Origin of the sequence: Variovorax sp. V213 (genome assembly GCF_041154455.1) — a bacterium.
In the GTDB taxonomy this organism is placed as follows: Bacteria; Pseudomonadota; Gammaproteobacteria; order Burkholderiales; family Burkholderiaceae_C; genus Variovorax.
The window spans coordinates 2,816,149-2,834,367 of sequence record NZ_AP028664.1 but is presented as its reverse complement, the minus strand read 5'-3'; the positions used below and the strand labels follow the sequence as shown (position 1 = coordinate 2,834,367).

19 protein-coding genes are annotated in these 18,219 nt (G+C 61.2%); 12 read left to right on the top strand and 7 right to left on the bottom strand.

The features are described 5' to 3' along the window. Window positions 1-40 precede the first annotated feature (40 nt). From ACAM55_RS13535 to ACAM55_RS13515, 5 genes are all read left to right on the top strand, one after another. Window positions 41-1,366, top strand: a complete 1,326-nt coding sequence (locus ACAM55_RS13535) for an amidase (protein WP_369652068.1) — start codon at window positions 41-43, stop codon at window positions 1,364-1,366. Then, on the top strand, window positions 1,367-2,605 hold the full coding sequence (locus ACAM55_RS13530; protein ID WP_369652067.1) for a RidA family protein: 1,239 nt from the start codon (window positions 1,367-1,369) through the stop codon (window positions 2,603-2,605). Between the two features lie 337 nt (window positions 2,606-2,942). Then, window positions 2,943-3,791, top strand: coding sequence for a VOC family protein (locus ACAM55_RS13525; protein WP_369652066.1), 849 nt, complete (start codon window positions 2,943-2,945; stop codon window positions 3,789-3,791). Between the two features lie 46 nt (window positions 3,792-3,837). Beyond that, window positions 3,838-4,296, top strand: a complete 459-nt coding sequence (locus ACAM55_RS13520) for a VOC family protein (protein WP_369652065.1) — start codon at window positions 3,838-3,840, stop codon at window positions 4,294-4,296. Between the two features lie 54 nt (window positions 4,297-4,350). Further along, window positions 4,351-4,782, top strand: coding sequence for a pyrroline-5-carboxylate reductase family protein (locus tag ACAM55_RS13515; RefSeq protein ID WP_369652064.1), 432 nt, complete (start codon window positions 4,351-4,353; stop codon window positions 4,780-4,782). On the opposite strand, the gene ACAM55_RS13510 is transcribed toward ACAM55_RS13515, so the two are convergent. From ACAM55_RS13510 to ACAM55_RS13500, 3 genes are read right to left on the bottom strand one after another with little or no spacing between them, the layout of a single operon-like run. Continuing rightward, complete coding sequence (locus ACAM55_RS13510; protein WP_369652063.1) at window positions 4,737-6,323, bottom strand: IS66 family transposase; 1,587 nt, start codon at window positions 6,321-6,323, stop codon at window positions 4,737-4,739. The two genes, ACAM55_RS13515 and ACAM55_RS13510, sit on opposite strands and share 46 nt — an antisense overlap. Before the next feature lie 17 nt (window positions 6,324-6,340). Further along, complete coding sequence (gene tnpB / locus ACAM55_RS13505) at window positions 6,341-6,691, bottom strand: IS66 family insertion sequence element accessory protein TnpB (RefSeq protein WP_369652062.1); 351 nt, start codon at window positions 6,689-6,691, stop codon at window positions 6,341-6,343. After that, complete coding sequence (locus tag ACAM55_RS13500) at window positions 6,667-7,182, bottom strand: transposase (RefSeq protein WP_369652061.1); 516 nt, start codon at window positions 7,180-7,182, stop codon at window positions 6,667-6,669. Before ACAM55_RS13500 ends, tnpB begins: the two co-directional genes overlap by 25 nt. 103 nt (window positions 7,183-7,285) lie before the next feature. On the opposite strand from ACAM55_RS13500, the gene ACAM55_RS13495 reads away from it, so the two are divergent. Further along, complete coding sequence (locus ACAM55_RS13495) at window positions 7,286-7,747, top strand: pyrroline-5-carboxylate reductase family protein (RefSeq protein ID WP_369652060.1); 462 nt, start codon at window positions 7,286-7,288, stop codon at window positions 7,745-7,747. Between the two features lie 54 nt (window positions 7,748-7,801). Here ACAM55_RS13495 and ACAM55_RS13490 read toward each other — a convergent pair whose 3' ends face one another. Continuing rightward, window positions 7,802-8,482: a GntR family transcriptional regulator gene (locus ACAM55_RS13490; protein WP_369652059.1), complete on the bottom strand. Its 681-nt coding sequence runs from the start codon at window positions 8,480-8,482 to the stop codon at window positions 7,802-7,804. Window positions 8,483-8,683: 201 nt separating this feature from the next. Between ACAM55_RS13490 and ACAM55_RS13485 the strand changes: the two genes are divergently transcribed. The 3 genes from ACAM55_RS13485 to ACAM55_RS13475 all read left to right on the top strand — a co-directional run bounded on the left by ACAM55_RS13485 (window position 8,684) and on the right by ACAM55_RS13475 (window position 11,461). Further along, window positions 8,684-9,838 carry an NAD(P)/FAD-dependent oxidoreductase gene (locus ACAM55_RS13485; RefSeq protein ID WP_369652058.1) on the top strand — a complete coding sequence of 385 codons (1,155 nt, stop codon included), beginning with the start codon at window positions 8,684-8,686 and terminating at the stop codon, window positions 9,836-9,838. Between the two features lie 237 nt (window positions 9,839-10,075). Beyond that, complete coding sequence (locus ACAM55_RS13480) at window positions 10,076-11,062, top strand: Bug family tripartite tricarboxylate transporter substrate binding protein (RefSeq protein WP_369652057.1); 987 nt, start codon at window positions 10,076-10,078, stop codon at window positions 11,060-11,062. 210 nt (window positions 11,063-11,272) lie between these two features. Then, window positions 11,273-11,461: a Rid family hydrolase gene (locus tag ACAM55_RS13475; RefSeq protein WP_369656393.1), complete on the top strand. Its 189-nt coding sequence runs from the start codon at window positions 11,273-11,275 to the stop codon at window positions 11,459-11,461. Window positions 11,462-11,631: 170 nt separating this feature from the next. Here the strand turns inward: ACAM55_RS13475 and ACAM55_RS13470 are convergent, their stop codons facing one another. Next, window positions 11,632-12,909, bottom strand: a complete 1,278-nt coding sequence (locus ACAM55_RS13470; RefSeq protein ID WP_369652056.1) for a hypothetical protein — start codon at window positions 12,907-12,909, stop codon at window positions 11,632-11,634. Window positions 12,910-13,417: 508 nt separating this feature from the next. Between ACAM55_RS13470 and ACAM55_RS13465 the strand changes: the two genes are divergently transcribed. Next, window positions 13,418-13,858, top strand: a complete 441-nt coding sequence (locus ACAM55_RS13465) for a helix-turn-helix domain-containing protein (RefSeq protein WP_369652055.1) — start codon at window positions 13,418-13,420, stop codon at window positions 13,856-13,858. Between the two features lie 317 nt (window positions 13,859-14,175). Here ACAM55_RS13465 and ACAM55_RS13460 read toward each other — a convergent pair whose 3' ends face one another. Together ACAM55_RS13460 and ACAM55_RS13455 are read right to left on the bottom strand one after the other, a co-directional pair. Then, window positions 14,176-14,898 (bottom strand): hypothetical protein, encoded by a 723-nt coding sequence (locus tag ACAM55_RS13460; RefSeq protein ID WP_369652054.1) that lies wholly within the window; start codon window positions 14,896-14,898, stop codon window positions 14,176-14,178. Window positions 14,899-14,957: 59 nt separating this feature from the next. Further along, on the bottom strand, window positions 14,958-16,175 hold the full coding sequence (locus ACAM55_RS13455) for a site-specific integrase (RefSeq protein WP_369652053.1): 1,218 nt from the start codon (window positions 16,173-16,175) through the stop codon (window positions 14,958-14,960). Window positions 16,176-16,270: 95 nt separating this feature from the next. Here ACAM55_RS13455 and dusA point away from each other — a divergent pair, with 95 nt between their 5' ends. Next, window positions 16,271-17,272: a tRNA dihydrouridine(20/20a) synthase DusA gene (dusA, locus tag ACAM55_RS13450; RefSeq protein ID WP_369652052.1), complete on the top strand. Its 1,002-nt coding sequence runs from the start codon at window positions 16,271-16,273 to the stop codon at window positions 17,270-17,272. 161 nt (window positions 17,273-17,433) lie between these two features. Further along, window positions 17,434-18,219 (top strand): IclR family transcriptional regulator, encoded by a 786-nt coding sequence (locus ACAM55_RS13445; protein ID WP_369652051.1) that lies wholly within the window; start codon window positions 17,434-17,436, stop codon window positions 18,217-18,219.

Genomic DNA, 18,219 nt, shown 5'->3' with positions numbered 1-18,219 from the left:
TCATTTGTGGATATAGGCCGAGATTTCTAGACTTCCTCGCATGTTCACAGCCTCTTCTTCGTCCTCTGGTGCCTTTGGCTCCACCGCCATTGACTGTGTGCGCGGCATCAGGTCCAGCCAATGGACCTCCGAGCAGGTAGTGCGGGCAAGCCTCGAAAGAGCAATGGATCGAGAAGAGGAACTCCATGCTTGGGCCTGCCTGGGTGCGGAGGAGGCCATGGAGGAAGCGCGCCAACGTGATCGACAGCCCAACCGCGGGCTGTTGCACGGTCTACCTATTGGCATCAAAGATCTGTCGGACACCCAGGCCATGCCAACGGCGTACGGGTCGCCCGCCTATGCGGGCCATCGTCCTTTCATGGACGCCGCGTGCGTGGCTCTGGCGCGTGCGGCGGGCGCAGTGATTCTTGGCAAGACGGCCACAGTGGAGTTCGGCGCGACACGCCCCTGTGCGACGACGAATCCACACAACAAGCTGCACACCCCCGGAGGGTCTTCAGCCGGTTCGGCGGCCGCTGTTGCTGACGGCCAGATTCTGCTGGCCACTGGCACGCAGACAGGCGGGTCGATCATCCGTCCGGCCGCGTTCTGTGGCGCGGTCGGTTTCAAGCCGACCTTTGGTGCCCTCTCACCCGCGGGCACCAAAGGCTATTCGTGGTCACTCGACACGGTGGGCGCCTTCGCGACCTGCGTGGCTGATGTCGCCCTGTTTTTCGACGTGCTGCGAGGCCGTGACGAATCGGCGCCGCTTTCATATGCCGGCCCCGCACCCCGCATCGGCTTTTTCTCTGGTCCGTTTGCGGACCAGGCGGACCCTGCCGCTGTGGAGGTGCTGGACCAGGTGGCTGCTCGATGCAGCCGCGCCGGGGCGACGGTTCGCAGCCTTGCGTGCCCGTCCGGATTTGAGCTGTCCCTTGGCTGGCATCGCACGATCTCCCGTTATGAAATGGGCCGATCGCTGCTGCCTGAGAGATGCAGCGCTCAAGCCGAGGAACTCGGCCCGACGCTGCTGTCGGAAATCGAGCGCGGCCGGCATGTCGATGATGAAAGCTACCTGCTCGCAAAGGCCTGCGGAGTCGATCTGGCCGTCACGGTCGAGGCACTGCTGGCCGATCACGATGTGCTGCTGACGCTCGCCACTCCGGGTGAGGCGCCCTACGGACTCGAATCGACTGGCGACGCGACCTTCAACCTGAGTTGGTCGTTGATCGGACTGCCTTGTATTTCGCTGCCTATGGCCCGTGGCCCGCTCGGGCTGCCCCTGTCCATCCAACTCGTCGGTGCGCGGCATGGCGACCGGCAGCTGCTTGAAGCTGCGCACTGGATCGAACGAATTGCCTCTCTCCATCAACTCCAGGAACCTTGAATGAACTTTCCTCAAAGCCGCAACTTCGCGCACACCCGCAGCCACCAATCCCCAGCCCCCATCTGGCAAACCGAAGCCGTGCGGGCCGGCGCGTTCATCTTTACCTCCGCCGTGCTGGCCACCGACTGGGTTCATGCAATCGCACCTGAAGCCACCATCGATTCGCAGTTCCCGTACTTCGATTCGGCGGCCGAACGCCAGACCGACTACATCTTGCGAAAGCTCTCGCAAACGCTGCAGCAAGCCGGCAGCTCGCTGGACCGTGTGATCAAGGCCCATGTATTCCTGCTCGACAGCACGGACTTTCCCGGTTTCGATCGCGTGTGGAAGCGCTACTTTCCCAATCCGCCGACACGCACTACCGTCGGGGCCGCCGGGCTGCTGATTCCCGGCGCGCGACTGGAAATCGCGCTGATTGCCGTCGCATCTGATGCCGACATTCCGATGCGGCCCGCAGTTTCCGACGCACCCCGTCCGCTGACCAAGAAAGTCGAAGCGATGCGAGCGGGCGATTTTGTGTTCACCTCGGGTCAACTGGCCCACAATGCCGTGGCTGGTGTGCCGCCCGAAGCTGCAGGCCCGGATGGGCAGGTGGACCTCGCCAAACAGACCGTCTATACCCTGCAGAACATGACCCGTTCGCTGGCTGCCGCCGGGGCCAAGCCCACGGATGTCATCAAGGGCCAGGCGCTCTTGCTCGACACCAGCAACGAAGATGAGTTCCTTGGCGCCTGGCGCGAGACCTTCCCGCGCAAACCCGCACTCGCGGTGACGGGGATCGGCTCACTGCTTGTGACAGGGACGATCATTGAGATCGACCTCACCGCGTACACCGGCGATGCACTGCGACTGCCCACGGAAACTGGCTCGCGAGGCCCCGAAGCCATCGGCTGCGGCGAGTTGGTATTTTCCGCCGGCATCTTCCCGGGTTTCGACACCGGTGAGATGCCACCGGAGTGTGTGGTGCATGCCGCATATCCGCACTATGCATCGTCCATCCAGCTGCAGACCGAATGGGTGTTGGCCCGTCTGGACGCAGCGCTGCGCAAGGTCAGCAGTGACCTCGCACACGTTGCGAAGGCGCAGGTCTTCCTGACGGACCTTAGCGACTTTGCCATCTTCGATGACGTGTGGCGCGCGCACTTTCAATCGGCGCCGGCGCGCTCGGTCGTCAAGGCTTCGCCATTGCCCGTGCAGGGGGCGAGAATTGCGGTCGAGGTGATTGCCGTGGCAGCGTAAGAGACAGACCTCCGGTTCGCCGTTGCGCGCCGGGGGGTCTTGTTTCGCTGCAAGCCCCCTTTTTGGTATTATCCTATTTTGGATCCAAAGCGGGATGCATGTATGCGGACGAACTATCGATTCGGCGATTCAGTGCAGTATGGAATGTCGGGGCGCCCGTATGGCGCGAGGTCAACACGCCATGTTGCTGCGCAGCTCCGACGCCGAGCTCCATCTAGTGCACAGCTCATGGCGAGCCGACCCGGTCGCATCTGTCAACTGTAGGCGCCAAGTGAAATCCGCGTGTATGGCCTGAGCCCGTGCTTCACTTGATCACGGCATTTTGAAAGGAACAAGCATGACCGCCCAAGTCGGCCGCGTGGATCATCCGGTGATCGCAGTACGTAACCTCCCGGCAGCTCGCAAGCAGTATCAGAAGCTCGGCTTCATCGTGCCGCCCAGCGGCAGGCACCAAGAGTGGGGAACGGAAAATCTTTGCATCATGTTCCCTGCCGACTACCTGGAAATCCGCGGCATCGGCGATCCCGCCAAGTTTCTTGCCGGCGTCGACAAGTTCCTTGACAAGGGCGAGGGTCTCTACAGCGTTGCATTCAATGCCAGATCTGCCGATGAGAGTTACGCGGTTGGCCTTGCCTCCGGCCTCGCCATCGAACCGCCAAGACACCTCAACCGAAAATTGGTGTTGGAAGACAGCGTGCTGGATTTGCACTTCAAGACCGTGATGCTCGACCACAGCCTATTTCCCGGCCTCACGCACGCGAACCTCTGCGAGCATCTGACCGCCGACACGTTGCGCCAGCCCGATTGGTTGAACCACCCCAACGGCGTCGTCGGGTTTGGGCGGCTCGTTGGTGTCGTCAGCGACTTCGATGCCGCTGAGCAAGCTTATACGCGGCTGTTGGGGGCAGAGCACGTGCGCCGCGAAGACGGCCGCATCTGGCTGAATTTCGGAGGGGGCGCCGACATCGAACTAATCGACGCCGGAGAAGCGCGTCTTCGCAGCGACGCGCAGTCCAACTTGGGCGACTCTTACCTGGCGTCGGCCACGCTGTTGGTGCGTGATGTGGCCCTCACGGCCAAGCTGTTTGAGACAAACGACGTTAGGTTCCAGCACCTGGGCGCCGGCACACTGAAAGTAGACCCGGCTGATGCCTGTGGTGCACATCTTTGCTTCGCGCAGGGATGACGAGAAATGTGCCGCTTTCGTTACAGCTGACCCAGGAGTGATCTGCATGAAGAAACTTCCCGCGTTATTTCAAGATCTGCATCACGTGTGTATCGTCGTGCGCGACATTGAAGCATCAACCAGTTACTATGAATCGATAGGCGTCGGTCCATGGCAACAGATGACCTCGTTCGAAGCGTTCCGCGAGGAACTTCAGGTGCCCGATATCGAGGCCTTCATGCAACTCAAGTATCGCTATGCGCTGCTTAACAATATCCAGATCCAATTGTGTGAGCCGCCGGACGGGAATACATTGCAACGCAGATTCCTTGAACAGTATGGCGAGGGCGTGTTCCACCTCGGCTTCACGGTTGCCGATTGCGATACTGCGGAAGAACTAGGTGAAGCAGTCGGCCTTGAGGTGCTGATGCGCGGGCGCAAGCCTGATCGAAGTGGCTTCACGTACTTTCATACGGCTGAGGGTGGGGCTGGCGTCACTTTGGAGATTCGTGCTGCCTCGAAGTAAGCCCGCTTTGATGAACCACCTATTTAGTTCAGCGGACCACAGAGAGCAGGCACGATGAGCCTCAAGGCACTTTTTCTAGGCTACGGCCGGATGGGAGCGGCCCTTGGCGAGACTTGGTTCGAAGCTAACCTGGTTCACAGCATCGACGCCGTGGACCCCCAGTGCTCGAGAGATGTCAAGGCGAAGGTCTTTCGCACGGCCGAAGAACTGCCGGACACTTCTTATGATGTCGTCGTGGTCGCCGTCAAGCCGGCGTTGGCCTCCGAAGCGTTGGCCGCTTTGGCGCATGATCGTCTCGCCAAAGCCACCATCATTTCGGTCATGGCAGGTGTTTCCATCGACACCCTTCAGCAGGTCCTACCGTTCAAGCGTCCTGTCGGTAAGCAGTCAATAAACCACGCCCTTGCGCGTGGTGTCAGAGCCGATGCGCGCAGGACGGCCTACGCGCCGCCGAGTTCAAGGTTCCAGGGCAGCAGCGCCTCGTAGTCGTCGACCGTTTGCGCCAGCGGCAGCTTCTTGAACAGCGCGACGAGGTAGCGGTAGGGCTCGACGTTGTTGGCCTTGGCGGTCTCGATCAGCGAGTAGAGATTGGCGCTCGCGTTGGCACCGCCGACGGTGTCGGCGAACAACCAGCTGCGCCGCCCGACGACGAAGGGCCGGATGGCGTTCTCCACCGGGTTGGAGTCCAACGGCCAGGAGCCGTTGTCCAGGAACCGCACGAGCTTGGGCCACTGACCGTGCAGGTAGTGCAGCGCTTCACCCAGCAGACTCGACGGCGCAACGCTGTGCAGGTGCGTGAGCAGCAAGCGCTCGATCTCGCGCACGATGGCGGCGCTGTAGCGCGAACGCAGTCGCAGGCGGCGCGCGGGCGTCCAGTGCCTGGCCAAGGACTCCGCACGGTACAGCTTGCCAATCAGCCGTACGAACCGGGCCGCGATCTGATCGGACGAGCGGGCTGCCTTCGGGATGGACTCGTCAGCCTTGATGAACGGCCTGCGCGCGTGCACCCAGCATCCAAGGTGCGTGAGACCGCCGGCCTTCGCGATGCCGTTGTAGACCTCGTAGCCGTCGGTGATGAGCGTCGTTCCGGGACGGATGCCGGCATACAGCTTCTCGGCGTGCACGGCGCCGCGCCCCGGTGCATAGGCGAACAGCCGTACCGGTGGACCAGTGCCATTCATCTGCGCCCACATGAAGCTCTTCGTCTGTGCCTTGCGCCCAGGCTCCTTGAGCACCTGGACCGTGGTCTCGTCGCCGTAGATCAGGTCCGAGTCCAGCAAGTGGTCGCGCAGCAGGTTGATGACCGGCTGTACAGCCTGGCCGATGCGCACGATGCCGGAAGCCAGCGTATTGCTCGCGATGTCGCCACCGAAGCGGCGCAGCAATACGGCCGTTCGGTACAGCGGCATGCCGAACTGGTACTTGCCGGTGATGACCCAGGCCTGGGCCTGCTCGGTGAGCAGCCCGCGCGCGATGATGCGCGCCGGCGTCGGTGCAACCTTCAGGCTCTGATCGCAGCAGGGACAGGCGTACTTGATGCGGTGGTGCTGCAGCACGCGCACCTGTTCGGGGATGACATCCATCTGCTCGCTAACCTCGGCGCCGATCTCCACCAGCGCGTGCCCGTCATGCGCGCACACACGCTCGGCCTCGGGCAGTTCGTGGCGCACGATCTCGCGCGGCAGCGCAGGGTCCAGCGGCTTGCGTCCGCGTTTCTTACGTTGATGGCCCGCGACCGGTGTCGACTCCTCTTCGTCGATGTCTTCGACCTCGGCCTGCGGCGTCTGATCTGTGGGCGCGAGCGCCTCGGCCTCGTTGAGGAACAGGTCCTTCTGATCGGTGCCGCGGGCTTCGCTCTTGGCGGCGAAGAGCTGGCGCTGCAAGGACCTCAACCGCTCGAGCGCCAAGTCCCGCTCGGTGGTCGCTACTCGAAGCGCGCCGGCCAGCGCATCGCGCTCGGCGATGAGCGCGACGAGTTCTTCAGCGGTGATGGTGGCGGGCGACGACACGCCCGCTTGGATCGGCATGCCCCATCATTGTTCCTTCAGGCCACGCTGGAATAGCGCAGACGAGAGTGGCGTTGCACCACCGCGATATCGATGCCCTCCAGCAACCAGTGCAGCTGTTCGGCCGTCAGCGTGGGAACCGCATCGGCCGAGGGCCAGATGAACCTGTCCTTCTCCAGGCGCTTGAGCAACAGCCAGAAGCCGTTGCGCTCCCAACCCAGGATCTTCACCCGGTCGCGCCGGCGGTTGCTGAACACGTACGCGCACGAGGCGAACGGGTCCAGGCCCAGCGCCTGCTCCACCAGCACGGCCAAGCCGTTGATGCTCAACCGGAAGTCCACCGGCTCGCGGTGCAGGTAGACCTTCAGCCCTTCGTCGAAGCGGAACATGGCAATCGGCTCAACATCTGCACCAGCGTCGGCAATTCCTGCAAGCTCGTCTCGCCGAGATCGAGCTGCACACCGTTGGGCAGCCGCACCTGCAAACCGACCATCGGGGTCGATGCCGCCAAGGAGCTCTCATTCGGGATCACCGCCACGGCCGTAGCAGGTGTGTGGGCTACCGCGGGCGCAGCCACCGCACGCTCGCGCTGCGGCGGATCCTGTTCACCCTCTACGCGCACGGCAACGAATGCCGCATCGTGCGTTCGCGCGATGTCACCAGTCGGCACCTGGGCACTTCGCCGCTGGTAAGCCGTGATCCACGTCCTCAGAAGGTTCGTGTTGACACCGTGCTCCATCGCCATGCGTGCCACCGACACTCCCGGCTTGAGGCAGGCAACGATCAATTCCTTCTTGGCAGCTTCGTCGTAGACGCCGCGACCGTCACTCTTGCGTCCCACAACCAGCCGGCTTCTCAACTCCGCGTACTGCTCTGTCATCTCTACATGTCCATGTTGCTCTACATGGGCACGTAGCCTCACAGCTCATCGTTCACTCAACAAGGGCGTGGTTAATTGACCGCGTACTCCTGTCGTGCGGAGCATGCCCAATACAGCTGTGATGATTCGATGCGGGTGCACCGGCTTGTTCGGTAATGCTGAAGTGACGCGGAACCTGCGCGAGATGGTTTCAGACCTCTTTGGTGCCGTCGGCGCAGCCTGCTGGGTGAAGACTGAAGAGCAATTGCATGCCGTCACGGCCCTGAGTGGTAGTGGGCCGGCTTACTTTCACCTTTTCAGCGAGGCTCTCACCGAAGCCGGTGTGCGGCTTGGTTTAACGCGTGAGTTGGCCACCCGCTTAGTGGCCCAGACAGCACTGGGCGCTGCCAGTCTGCAATGCCGGGACGGAACTGATTTCGTCGAACTGCGGCGAGAAGTGACCTCGCCGAATGGAACCACCCACGCAGCCATTCAAGTGTTCGAGAAGGATGGCTCCTTTCGCAAGTTGGTCACTGAGGCTGTTGCGGGAGCGCACCAGCGCTCGATCGAACTGTCGCGAAACTAGAGGCAAAAGCAATCCTCTGACATATCCGGGCTAGGGCAGTCTCAGTCGCGGCGGTCATCTTGGGAACGGGCCTTGCGTCGATCGCCCCCGTTGCTGTTCCTCGAGCAGCGCGCTCTGAGTGTGCTCAATGTGGGCCTCGAGCAGATCGCGCGCCAAGTCGGTGTCCCGACTCATGCACGCGTCCAGAATAGCCCGATGCTCGCTCTGAGGTGACTTGCGACCCGCAGCATAGGACTGGTGCGCGCGCAGATGCACATCGATACCCCGTACAAGTTGCTCGATCTCTTTGAGGAGGCGAGGCCGAACGCAAGGTTGGTACAGGCACAGGTGGAACTCAAGATTCAGATCAGCCCACTCGCGGGGCGTTTCGCTGGCGTCATAGCGCTTCATGATGATCTCGGCCTGTTTAAAGACCTTGTTGGTCATGTTGGGGATGGCTAGCACCAGCGCACGTGTCTCCAGACCGATGCGGATATCCAGCGTTTCCAGCAATTCATCTATGGAGAGTGATGCCACCACAGAACCTTGATGGGGAGCATGTGTGACCAGGCCTTCTGCCTCCAGGCGCTTGAGTGCTTCCCGAATCGGGATACGGCTCACTCCAAATCGCTTGGCGAGGATCTCCTGCTTGAGCTGTACGCCCACGCCGATCGCTCCATCTAGGATAAGCGCTCGCAATTTTTCCGTCACGCTCTCAGCAGAGAGCGGCTGAGAGCTAGGACTGGTTTCGGTCATCGTTTGTCTTGTCTTGCCTCGCATGAATGGCCTGTGCAGTAGCCCCGAATGATAGGGAACTCCGCACCATTGCCCACGCCTCGGCGCTGTTATCGAGGCTCAATCGGTTGAGCGCCACCGAGGAGTCGGGTTTTTACAACCAAGATTGGATCCAAAAGATTATACTAATTCCTTCGAGGCTCAATTGCTAGGCATAGAGGAATGGCGACTGTGGTGGTGATCGGCGGTGGGGCGATTGGTGTCAGCATCGCCCAATTTTGTATGCAGACGGACCCGTCTCTGCATGTCGTTGTGATTGACCGAGACCTCTTTGGAGACCGCTCTTCCTCAGCGAATGCTGGTTCGGGAGGATCGCGCCGGCTGTTCTACTGTCCCGAAAACATCGCTATGTCCGACTACAGCATCAAGTACGTTGCGTCGTTGGATGCATCGGCCTCGCCGCTTTCCAAGGTCGATTGGTGCCCGCGCGGCTACCTGTTCGTGGTGCCGCCGCACGGTGTTGGGATGCTTGAATCCAGTCTTCGAACTCAGCATGAGATGGGTGTTAGTGCTCAGTTGCTTACGCCTTCGGAGATCCGCGAACGGTTCCCGCTGATGCGGGTCGATGATCTCGGCGCTGGTGTCTTGTCTCCGGAGGATGGCTGGTTCAACGCGCAGAAGTACTGGGCTGTCATGACTCAGAAGGCCCGCGATGCCGGCGTGCAGTTCATGCAGGACGCGGTTGTGGGCTTTGAGGAGGCCGAGCGGTCGGTGAGGGCCGTCAAGCTTCGCTCTGGCGCAAGCCTGCAGGCGGATTTTTTCGTGAATGCAGCGGGGCCTTGGGCCCAGGAGATCAGCCGGCTAATCGGCATGCCGCTGCCGGTCAGTCCGATGCCGCGTTTTGAACATTCGTTCGCAACCGAGTTCCCCCAGGCGCAGATACCCTATGTCAAGGACGTGCAGGGCTTGGCGATACGCTCGGCCGGCAGCGGGTATTCCGGTGGACTGGTAGACACCAAAATGACGCGCGGGTATGCCCAGGCGCTGGACGTGACATGGTTTGATCGCATCGTCCGACCAGCGGTCCAGTGGCGGTTCCCGGGCATGGGCAAACTCGAACTTACCAAGTCTTGGGCCGGGCTCTACGAGCAATGTGAACTGGACGGAAATCCCATCATTGGCCCATGGACAGGAAAGCGCGACAACTTCATCGTCGCGGCGGGCTTTTCCGGACATGGACTCATGCACGCGCCGGCTACAGGCCTTGCGGTGGCTGAGTGGATTGTTCACGGCCGCTACGAAACAATCGATCTGGCACGCTTTGGTCATGACCGGGTCGAGCGAAATGAACCGTATCGGGAGCGCGGCATCATCTGACGCACGGTTCGATATGGATCCGAATTCTGGTGGTGGCGTACTGGCGATGCCTAGCCGCGGCTCGGAGGAGGAAACAGATTACGGAAGGCGCAAGTCGAGGGCGATCGTGGGCGGTGGTGAAGCGGAGGGCGCTTAAGTCATATTGGATCCAGAAACGGATGCATTTTCTTGTGGCGGGAAGCACGAATCGACTGATTGCTAGGCCAAGAAGGGATCGTTAATGGAAGGATGCACACAATGAAACTTACTCGCCGAGTCTCGCTGCTGACGGTAGTGGCAGGAGGGGCTTGTCTGGCTGCTAAACCGCTTCATGCTCAGGCTGCCTACCCCACAAGACCCATCAAGTTGGTCGTCCCCTATGCCCCCGGCGGGATCACGGACATCCTCTCTCGCTTGATTGCAGAAAAAATGCCCCGGGAGCTTCCCGGTGCACAAGTGATCGTAGAGAACCGTCCAGGGGTTGGTGGAATCCTCGGTACGGCGCAGGTTGCCAAGTCGCCACCCGATGGCCACACGATTCTGATGGGCGCCATCAGTCCGTTGGTCATTGCCAAGATTGCCGTCAAGGACTTGGCCTATGACCCGTTCCAAGATCTCGTACCTATCACTCAGGTTGCTATGGCCCCGGTGGTGCTCGTAGTCCATCCATCGGTTCCGGCCAAGAGCCTAAGAGAACTGCTGGCCCTGCTCAGGGACAGCCCCGACAAATACAACTACTCCAGCGCCGGGGCTGGAACTCCAAGTCATCTGTCCTGCGAATTGTTCAAGCAGAAGTTCGGTGTGGAGATGTTGCATATCCCGTACAAGGGGACGGGCGCTTCGCTTGGCGACTTAGTCGCGGGCCAGGTCCAGCTCACTATGGAAACGGCTGCCGGAATTGCGCCATTTATCCAGTCCGGGCGGCTGCGGCCACTGGCGGTGGCCTCCGCCAATAGAAGTCCGCTCCTGCCGGACGTTCCCACGATCTCCGAGCTAGGACTCGGGGCGTTTGATGTGAGCGGATGGTATGGCTACCTGGCGCCAAAGGGCACCCCGAAGAATGTGCTTGATGTGCTCCATAGCGCAATCCGGGCCACGGTGGATCGGCCTGAGGTCGCGAGCAGGATCGTTGAACTGGGTGCAGTGGCGAAGACGTCGACGCCGCAGGAGTTCGGAGCTTTGATCCGAAGTGAGTATGAGCGCTGGATGCCCATCGTGAAGAACCTGAATCTCTCCTTCGGTTAAGGAGGTGGGGCGAGTTACCAATTGGCTACCGCCGGGCGGGGCCGGGATCCGCGTAGATTTTCACCTGTACTTTGGGTATTGCGCGCCTCCGCACTATGAGTCTATGGTCGCGAAGTCGCTGAAATATGTGAAGTTCTGTTCCGATTGCTATCGACCGGATCCAAAAATACGAGGTGACGGGCGAGTTGCGTCGTCTCAAATGCATGGAAGCTGCCTCACGGCAACGCGCTCGGAGCAAGGGACATCCACATCCACCTGCAGGACGAATGGGTACTGGCCCGCCTGGACGTCGCGCTGCGCAAGGTCGGCAGCGACCTCGCACGCGTTTTCAACGCGCAGGTCTTCCTCACGGACCTCAACGACTTTGCCATCCTCGATGACGCGTGGCGCGCACTTTGAAGCGGCGCTGGCGCGCTCGGTAGTCAAGGCATCGGCACTGCCCGTGCCGGGTGCAAGAGTGCGATCGAAGTTGTTGCTTTAGCAGCGTAAGAAACGAGAGCTCCGGCTCGCCGTCGCGCGCCGGAGGTCGTGTCTCAGCAGGACAATGAAAGGACCGTCTCGTGATTGCTTTAGCGGGGTAGTCCGGGGTCGAGGATGTAGATCCGGCGTTCGCCATCGTGTATCGAGTCGATGCACACCTGACGGCCGTCACGGCTCCAGCGCGGATGCAAATCGCAGCGATTCTCCTTGCTCAGATCGGGGCTGGTGTAGAAGCGGCCGATATCGACCCGCTGGCCGGTCTGCATATCGTAAATAAACAGGGCGCGCTGGTGGGTGCGGGCATCCGGGTATGTGTCGCTCAGCAGCCATCGCGTACTAACCGGCGAGAAGCTCATGTGGCCATTCTCGGTCAGCACATCCTTGCCGATCACCTGCACGTCGCCGTCGGGTGCGTCGGTATACAGGTGGTAGTGAATTTCGCCCAGGTGCGGTCCCCACACGACGATGTGCGTGTTGTCTTGCCAAAGTGGATGCGAGATCTGGTACTCCGATTTTTCATAGTCGAAGGTTCCGACCGCGCTCGGGTCGAAATCGTCTGCCAGTTGGGGCAGCGGATGGTCGGAACACTCGAGCAGCCGCATGTCGGAGCCGTCCGGATTCATGGTGATGAGCCGGTGCAGGAAGCAGGTCTCATCGGCCACGCGTTCGGTCCAGCGATGTAAAAACAGGACGCGGCTCGACGCTGGATTGATCTCGATATGGCTTACCCAATGCAGTGCTTTCTCCATTGACTGGCGTGGCTGAAAGTCACGGAGTGCCTTATAGCTCACGATGAGTTCGGCGGCGCCGTTGGCCAAATCCATGCGGTAGATACCGTCGTCGGCCGGATGCTTCGCGAGATTGCCCTCCGGAGGAATGTCTTGGGCTGCGCAATACCCTATGGTCTGGTGCGTGACCCAAAGGCGCCTATAGTTGACGCACAGGGCCCACTTGCTGTTGGGTGCGGTGACATACACAGGCATGGGCAGGCTGCGTTTTTCACCGGTCAGGATGTCGCAAATTTCGCTGCCGAAACCGGGGTAGCGCAGCCCCGCCGCGGTGGTACGCACGTTGTAGATAATTTTCTGCCCAGGAGAATTGTCGAGCCACTGGAGCTGCGCGCCCATCTGCCAGTTCCAAGCGCCTGTTTCGGCGACGCGCACGAAACGATCCCCGTCTTGCGTGTCGAAATAACCAACACCGGCCACCAAGTCGGGCGTGAGTTCGCGGTCGGCCCACGGCACTTGAAGCGCGAGCACCAAGCGGTTAGCGTGGTCCCAATTGGACTTGTTGTAATACCCGAAGAAGTAGTGCCGATCATCGCTCCCGACACGTCTGCAGGAAGGCGAATTGAAGATGGTGGTCATGTGCGAAGGGAAATGGAAATGTGCTGTCCTAGTGAGTCTAGAAGCCGGCTTCCGAGAGCGCCAATGGCGATTTATGGCAGAGCTATACAGCGGTGGTATAGGTCAACGCGCAGTCGGATCCGGTGATCATCTAAGCTTGACCGGCGATAGCTCTCTCTCGCGTCGCCGCAAGGCGAGGTGTGGCATTAACCAGGGGAGTGTCCATAGCAGTCGCGCCAAGTTCTTGCAGTTGAGGTCGCGGGTGCGGGGCATCGGCTGACGCGTCCAGTCCCCAGCGCCGTGGAGGAGCCGCGAACCCCGCGAACGGGGGCACGGCTGACCTCGTAGTTGCGCGGCCAACGTGATGCCGCGGCGCTAGCAGTTCTCGCTGTCGTGCATGAACCAGTGTTCTTCGTGCAAGGGACACACCGGTAAGACGCTAGCCCTGCCTTCCAGCAACGTGGCACATTGACTATCTCAGTGATTGGTTTGGACCAAGCGATGCATTTGAGACATGCACAATGCAGCTATGCCAAATATCGCGAACATCCTCAAAGCTGAAATTTCGCGCGTCGCCCGAAAAGAAGTCCGCGCAGAAATTGAAACGCTCAAGAAGGCATCGGTCAGCTATCGAGCCGCAATCGCAGCGTTGCGTCGGCAGGTAAGCGCTTTGGAGAAGGAATTGCACCGGGCGGTCAAAGGCTCCGCGCCGCGCTCTTCAAGCAATGAAGCGGATGAGCAGTTCACGCCCTCGACCGCACGGCGGTTCAGCGCTGGTCGCTTGGCCGCGCACCGCAGTAAGCTCCGCCTCTCCGCTGCGGTTTACGGAAAGCTGGTCGGCGTTTCGGGGCAGACGATCTATCACTGGGAACAAGGCAAAGCTCGGCCGCGCAAGGCGCAACTCGAGAGTCTTGCCTCTGTACGGGAGCTGAAGGCGGGCGAGATCGCCGAGAGGCTCGAACGCCTCTAGCGTCTGCACATCGAGCCATACCTGGGAAAAATCTGGCTACGGACACCCACAAAAAAAGCCTGCTATCTGCTCGAAAACAGGCTCTCGGCAACTGGGCGCTCGGTGGTAACAGTCAGGCGTAGTGCGAACACCCGATTGCGGATCAGGAGTCCGTGATCAGCTCAGGAAATTTACGGCGCTTGCTGCTTGTCGATCTCGCAGCCGCCTCGATTTTCGCCTTGACTGGAGCAGTCACGCGCGGGATGCCCTTGCTTGAGACATTGAAAACGCGGCCAGGTGCGGCCTTCGCCTTTGCGGGCTTTCTGATGGCTGTGGGGCTAGTCATGCGGACCTCCGACAGAAAATTTTTCACCTGCGTAGGTTAGCAGTTTGCGCCAAGATCTGCTGCCGGGCCGCAAATCGAACGTCATCAGGCGCTGTGATCCTTCCGCCTCCCACCATGCCGGATCGACGTCCAGAACATCCTGGACGGTTTGACAGCCCTGTAGATGCGGTGCGCTGTGCTGCTCATCGGGCAAGAGCGCGGCGTCAAAACCAAGCTTCGGCCAGACCTTGAACCCGACGTGGCGCTCCTGGAACCCTCTGCCGCCCGCGGCAATCAGTGAGATCTCGTCCAGACCTGCCAGATGGGCGGTGATGGCACTCACGGTAAAAGCGATGGCGCCCAGACCGTGGGGCGTCTGGTGCTTGTCGAGGAAAAAGTGGTCGATGTGTATTCCCTCGATGAAGAGTCCTGCGGTGCCAGTCTCTTCACTGAAGATCCCCAGTCTGTTCTTGTGGCCCGCCTGAATGACCTTGGCGTTGATCACTGTGAAGTACATGCCTGGTGGCGCATCATCGCGCCCCGGCCGTCTCTCGGCCTGTTCGTGGACGCGGCTGCCGTCGAAAACGGAAAAGAGGTGGACGAACTCCAGAGTCGACAAGGTTCCGAAAGCGAAGTCAAAACTGTTTGTTGGCCCCAGCTCAACGCCATCAAACCTGACGCGCGTGCCAGTCAGGTAAGTCTGCGTGATTTCATGGGCAAGCAGGACTTGGTGCAAGTCGGCCAGGTGTGATCGATAGAAGGGCGTCTGTTGAAGTGGCACGATCCGAAGTCAAACTAGATTGAAGCGCTCAGGCTGAGGGCTTCATGTTCATGATGTGGCTTTGCAACTTGCGAGGCGTGGGTTGAGTTGGCTTGTGGGGCACGGCGCTCCGGGTTGGTCCACGCACCCAAAGCGATGTCTGCAGGCGTGGGGCCAGTGGGTAGGTCAAGCGACGGTGGAATGTGCTTTGGCTTAACGCCGCGCAGGTGCTCTGGCCTCAGATGGGTGTATCGTTTGAGCATCTTCCAGTCCTTGTGCCCAGTCACAAGCGCAGCCTGTTCGATGGTGAACCCCGCCTCGAAGAGACGACTGGCAGCTTCGTGCCGCAGATCATGGAACTTGAGGTCCTTGATCCTCAATTCCTTGCATGCCCGACGGAAAGCGGTCCCGACAGAGCGACCGTTATACGGAAAGACCAGGCTGCTATTCCCGGAGAACGGTTTCTGCTCCTCGAGAATGGCCCAGGCATCGAATCCCGTGACATCAAGCAATGGCACCTTCTGGTCATTGCCGCTCTTGTCCCGCGGATCTTTCCGGTCTCGCACGATCACGGTACGAGCCTTGGCATCGATGTCCTCCCATCGGATGCGGCAGATCTCGTCCTGGCGCATCGCAGTAGCGACGGCGAACCGCATGATGCGCCCCAGGGGGATGATCTGCCGTGAATTGCTGGCGAAGTAGTCCGCAAGCGCTTGCAGTTCGTCGAGGGTAGGCCGGCGGTCCCGTTCCCGCCCCTTGCCGACCAGGCCCAGGCGCTTGAGCGCAATGCGGGCCAGATCGATGGGCTCTACCTGAACGCGAACTCCGTGGACGGCCGCCGCGTGAGAAACTACCAGTTTGATGTAGCCGATGTCCATGCAGATGGTGACTGGGCCGGCACCTTCTTTGGCGCGGTCCTTGCCGAACTGGATGAGCCGCTCGCGCGTGAGGTCCTTCAGCTTCAGCTTGCCCAGCTTCGTCTTGAGCGCATCGAGGGTGAAGGCCTTGGAGCGCCGGGGAGCCCGCAGCACCTCCTTCATGTCGGTGACATGCAGATCGATCAGATCGCCGAAGGTGGTCGGGTCCTTGATCTTTGAGCGGCTGGCGGGCTCGCCCAGATCGATGCGGCGCTCGGTTGCGAGAGCCCATTCTTGGGCGTCCTTGTGCCGCCGAAAGGTCTCGCTCGCATAGACACCCTTGCGACGGACTTGCGCGCGCCAGTTGCCGGACGGAAGCTGCTTGAAGGTGGGCATTTCGTGTGCGCTATGTGTGCACTGGCAGGGCGAAATGGGGCGTATTCGGGCGTTTTGGAGTGCACACGAGCGTGCACACGCAGGGTTCTAAGTGTATGAATGATAACGCTAAGTTGTTGAATTTAAAAGAGAAAATCGTCTCGGTCGCCCCGATGATGGATTGGACGGACCGCCATTGCCGGTACTTCCACCGCCTGTTGTCGCGCCACGCGCTGCTCTATACCGAGATGGTGACCACCGGCGCGCTGATCCATGGGGACGTGCCGCGGCACCTGCGTTTCAACGCTGAAGAGCACCCCGTGGCCCTGCAGCTGGGCGGCAGCGAGCCGGCCGACCTGGCGCACTGCGCGAAGCTCGGCGAAGAGTGGGGCTACGACGAGATCAACCTCAATTGCGGCTGCCCGAGCGAGCGCGTGCAGCGCGGCGCTTTCGGCGCCTGCCTGATGGCCGAGCCGGCGCTGGTGGCCGACTGCGTGAAGGCGATGGTCGACGTAACGAGCCTGCCGGTGACGGTGAAGCACCGTATCGGCATCGACAAGATCGAAAGCTACGATTTCGTGCGCGATTTTGTCGGCGCGGTGAGCGAGGCCGGCTGCAGCACTTTCATCGTCCACGCGCGCAATGCCTGGCTGCAGGGCCTGAGCCCGAAGCAGAACCGGGAGATTCCGCCGCTGCGCTACGAGCTCGTGCACCGGCTGAAGCACGACTTTCCGGCCTTGGGGTTTTCGATCAACGGCGGCATTTCGGCCACTGCGCAGGTGCACGAACACCTGCGGCTGCTGGACGGCGTCATGGTCGGGCGGGAGGCCTATCACAACCCCTGGTGGCTGGCCGAGTGGGACGCGCAGTTCTACGGCGCCGCGCCGCAGCCGCTGACCCGGGAAGAGGTGGAGTCGCTGATGTGCGACTACATGGTTCGCGAGGCGGCCGAGCACGGCACCCAGTGGTCGTCGATCGCCCGGCACATGCTGGGCTTGCGCAACGGGCTGCCGGGCGCGCGCCGCTGGCGCCAGGTCTGGAGCGACCATCGGCTCAAGACACGCCCCCCGCACGAGGTGATGGCGCTGGCGCACGAGCCCGTGGCGCAGGCTGCCTAGCCGGTTGTGCCGCCGTTTCGCAAATGGAGCGCACTGCGGCAAGGCGTACGCACTTCAGCAACACGAAGTGTTCCAAAATGATAATGATTTGCCAGGGGCTGCAACTTTTCAATTTTTCTGCTGAAGAATCAAGAAACACTAATAAGTAGGGGTTTCGATTCATGACTGAAGCGGTTGGGGGCAAGGAAGAAGTCACTGCGCTCGGCCGGGGCCTGGCCCTGCTCAAGGTCATCGGGATGGCGGCGGCTCCGGTGAGCAACCGCGAACTGGCGGACACCACCGGCATTCCCAAGGCGACGGTATCGCGGCTGACCGCCACGCTGGTGAGCGCGGGGTATCTGCGGCAGGCGCCGGACAGCGAGCGCTTCAGCCTGGGCCCGGCGCTGCTCGACATGAGCAGCCGCTACCTTCGCCAGTTCGACCTTCGGGCGGTGGCGAGGCCCCACCTGGCCGAGTTGTCGGAATTTGCGGGCGCCAGCGTCCATGTCGCGGTGCGCGACGAGCTCGACATGCTGGTCATCGATTCGCTGCGTCCACGCTCGGCGCTGATCAGCTCGCGCCTGGAGATCGGCACGCGCTTGACCGTCGTCACCTCGGCCGCCGGCCGGGCCTGTCTTGCGGCCCTGCCCGCCGCCGAGCAGTCCACGCTGCTGGAGCGGATCCGGGAAGAAAGCGGCGAAGACTGGCCTTCCATCGAGCCGCGCCTGATGGCCGGAATCGACGAGTACGCCCGCCTGGGCTATTGCAGCTCATTCGGCGAATGGCATCCGCACATCCACGCGCTCGGCTTCGCGCTGAAAGGGCCCCATGGCGAGCACTACGGCGTGAGCTGCGGTGGCCCCGCGTACCTGCTGCCCAAGGAAATGATGCTCACGCAGGTCGCGCCGCGCCTGCTCGAAGTGGCGCGGCGCATCTCCGCCGAAGCCGGAACCGCAAATCCCGATTAG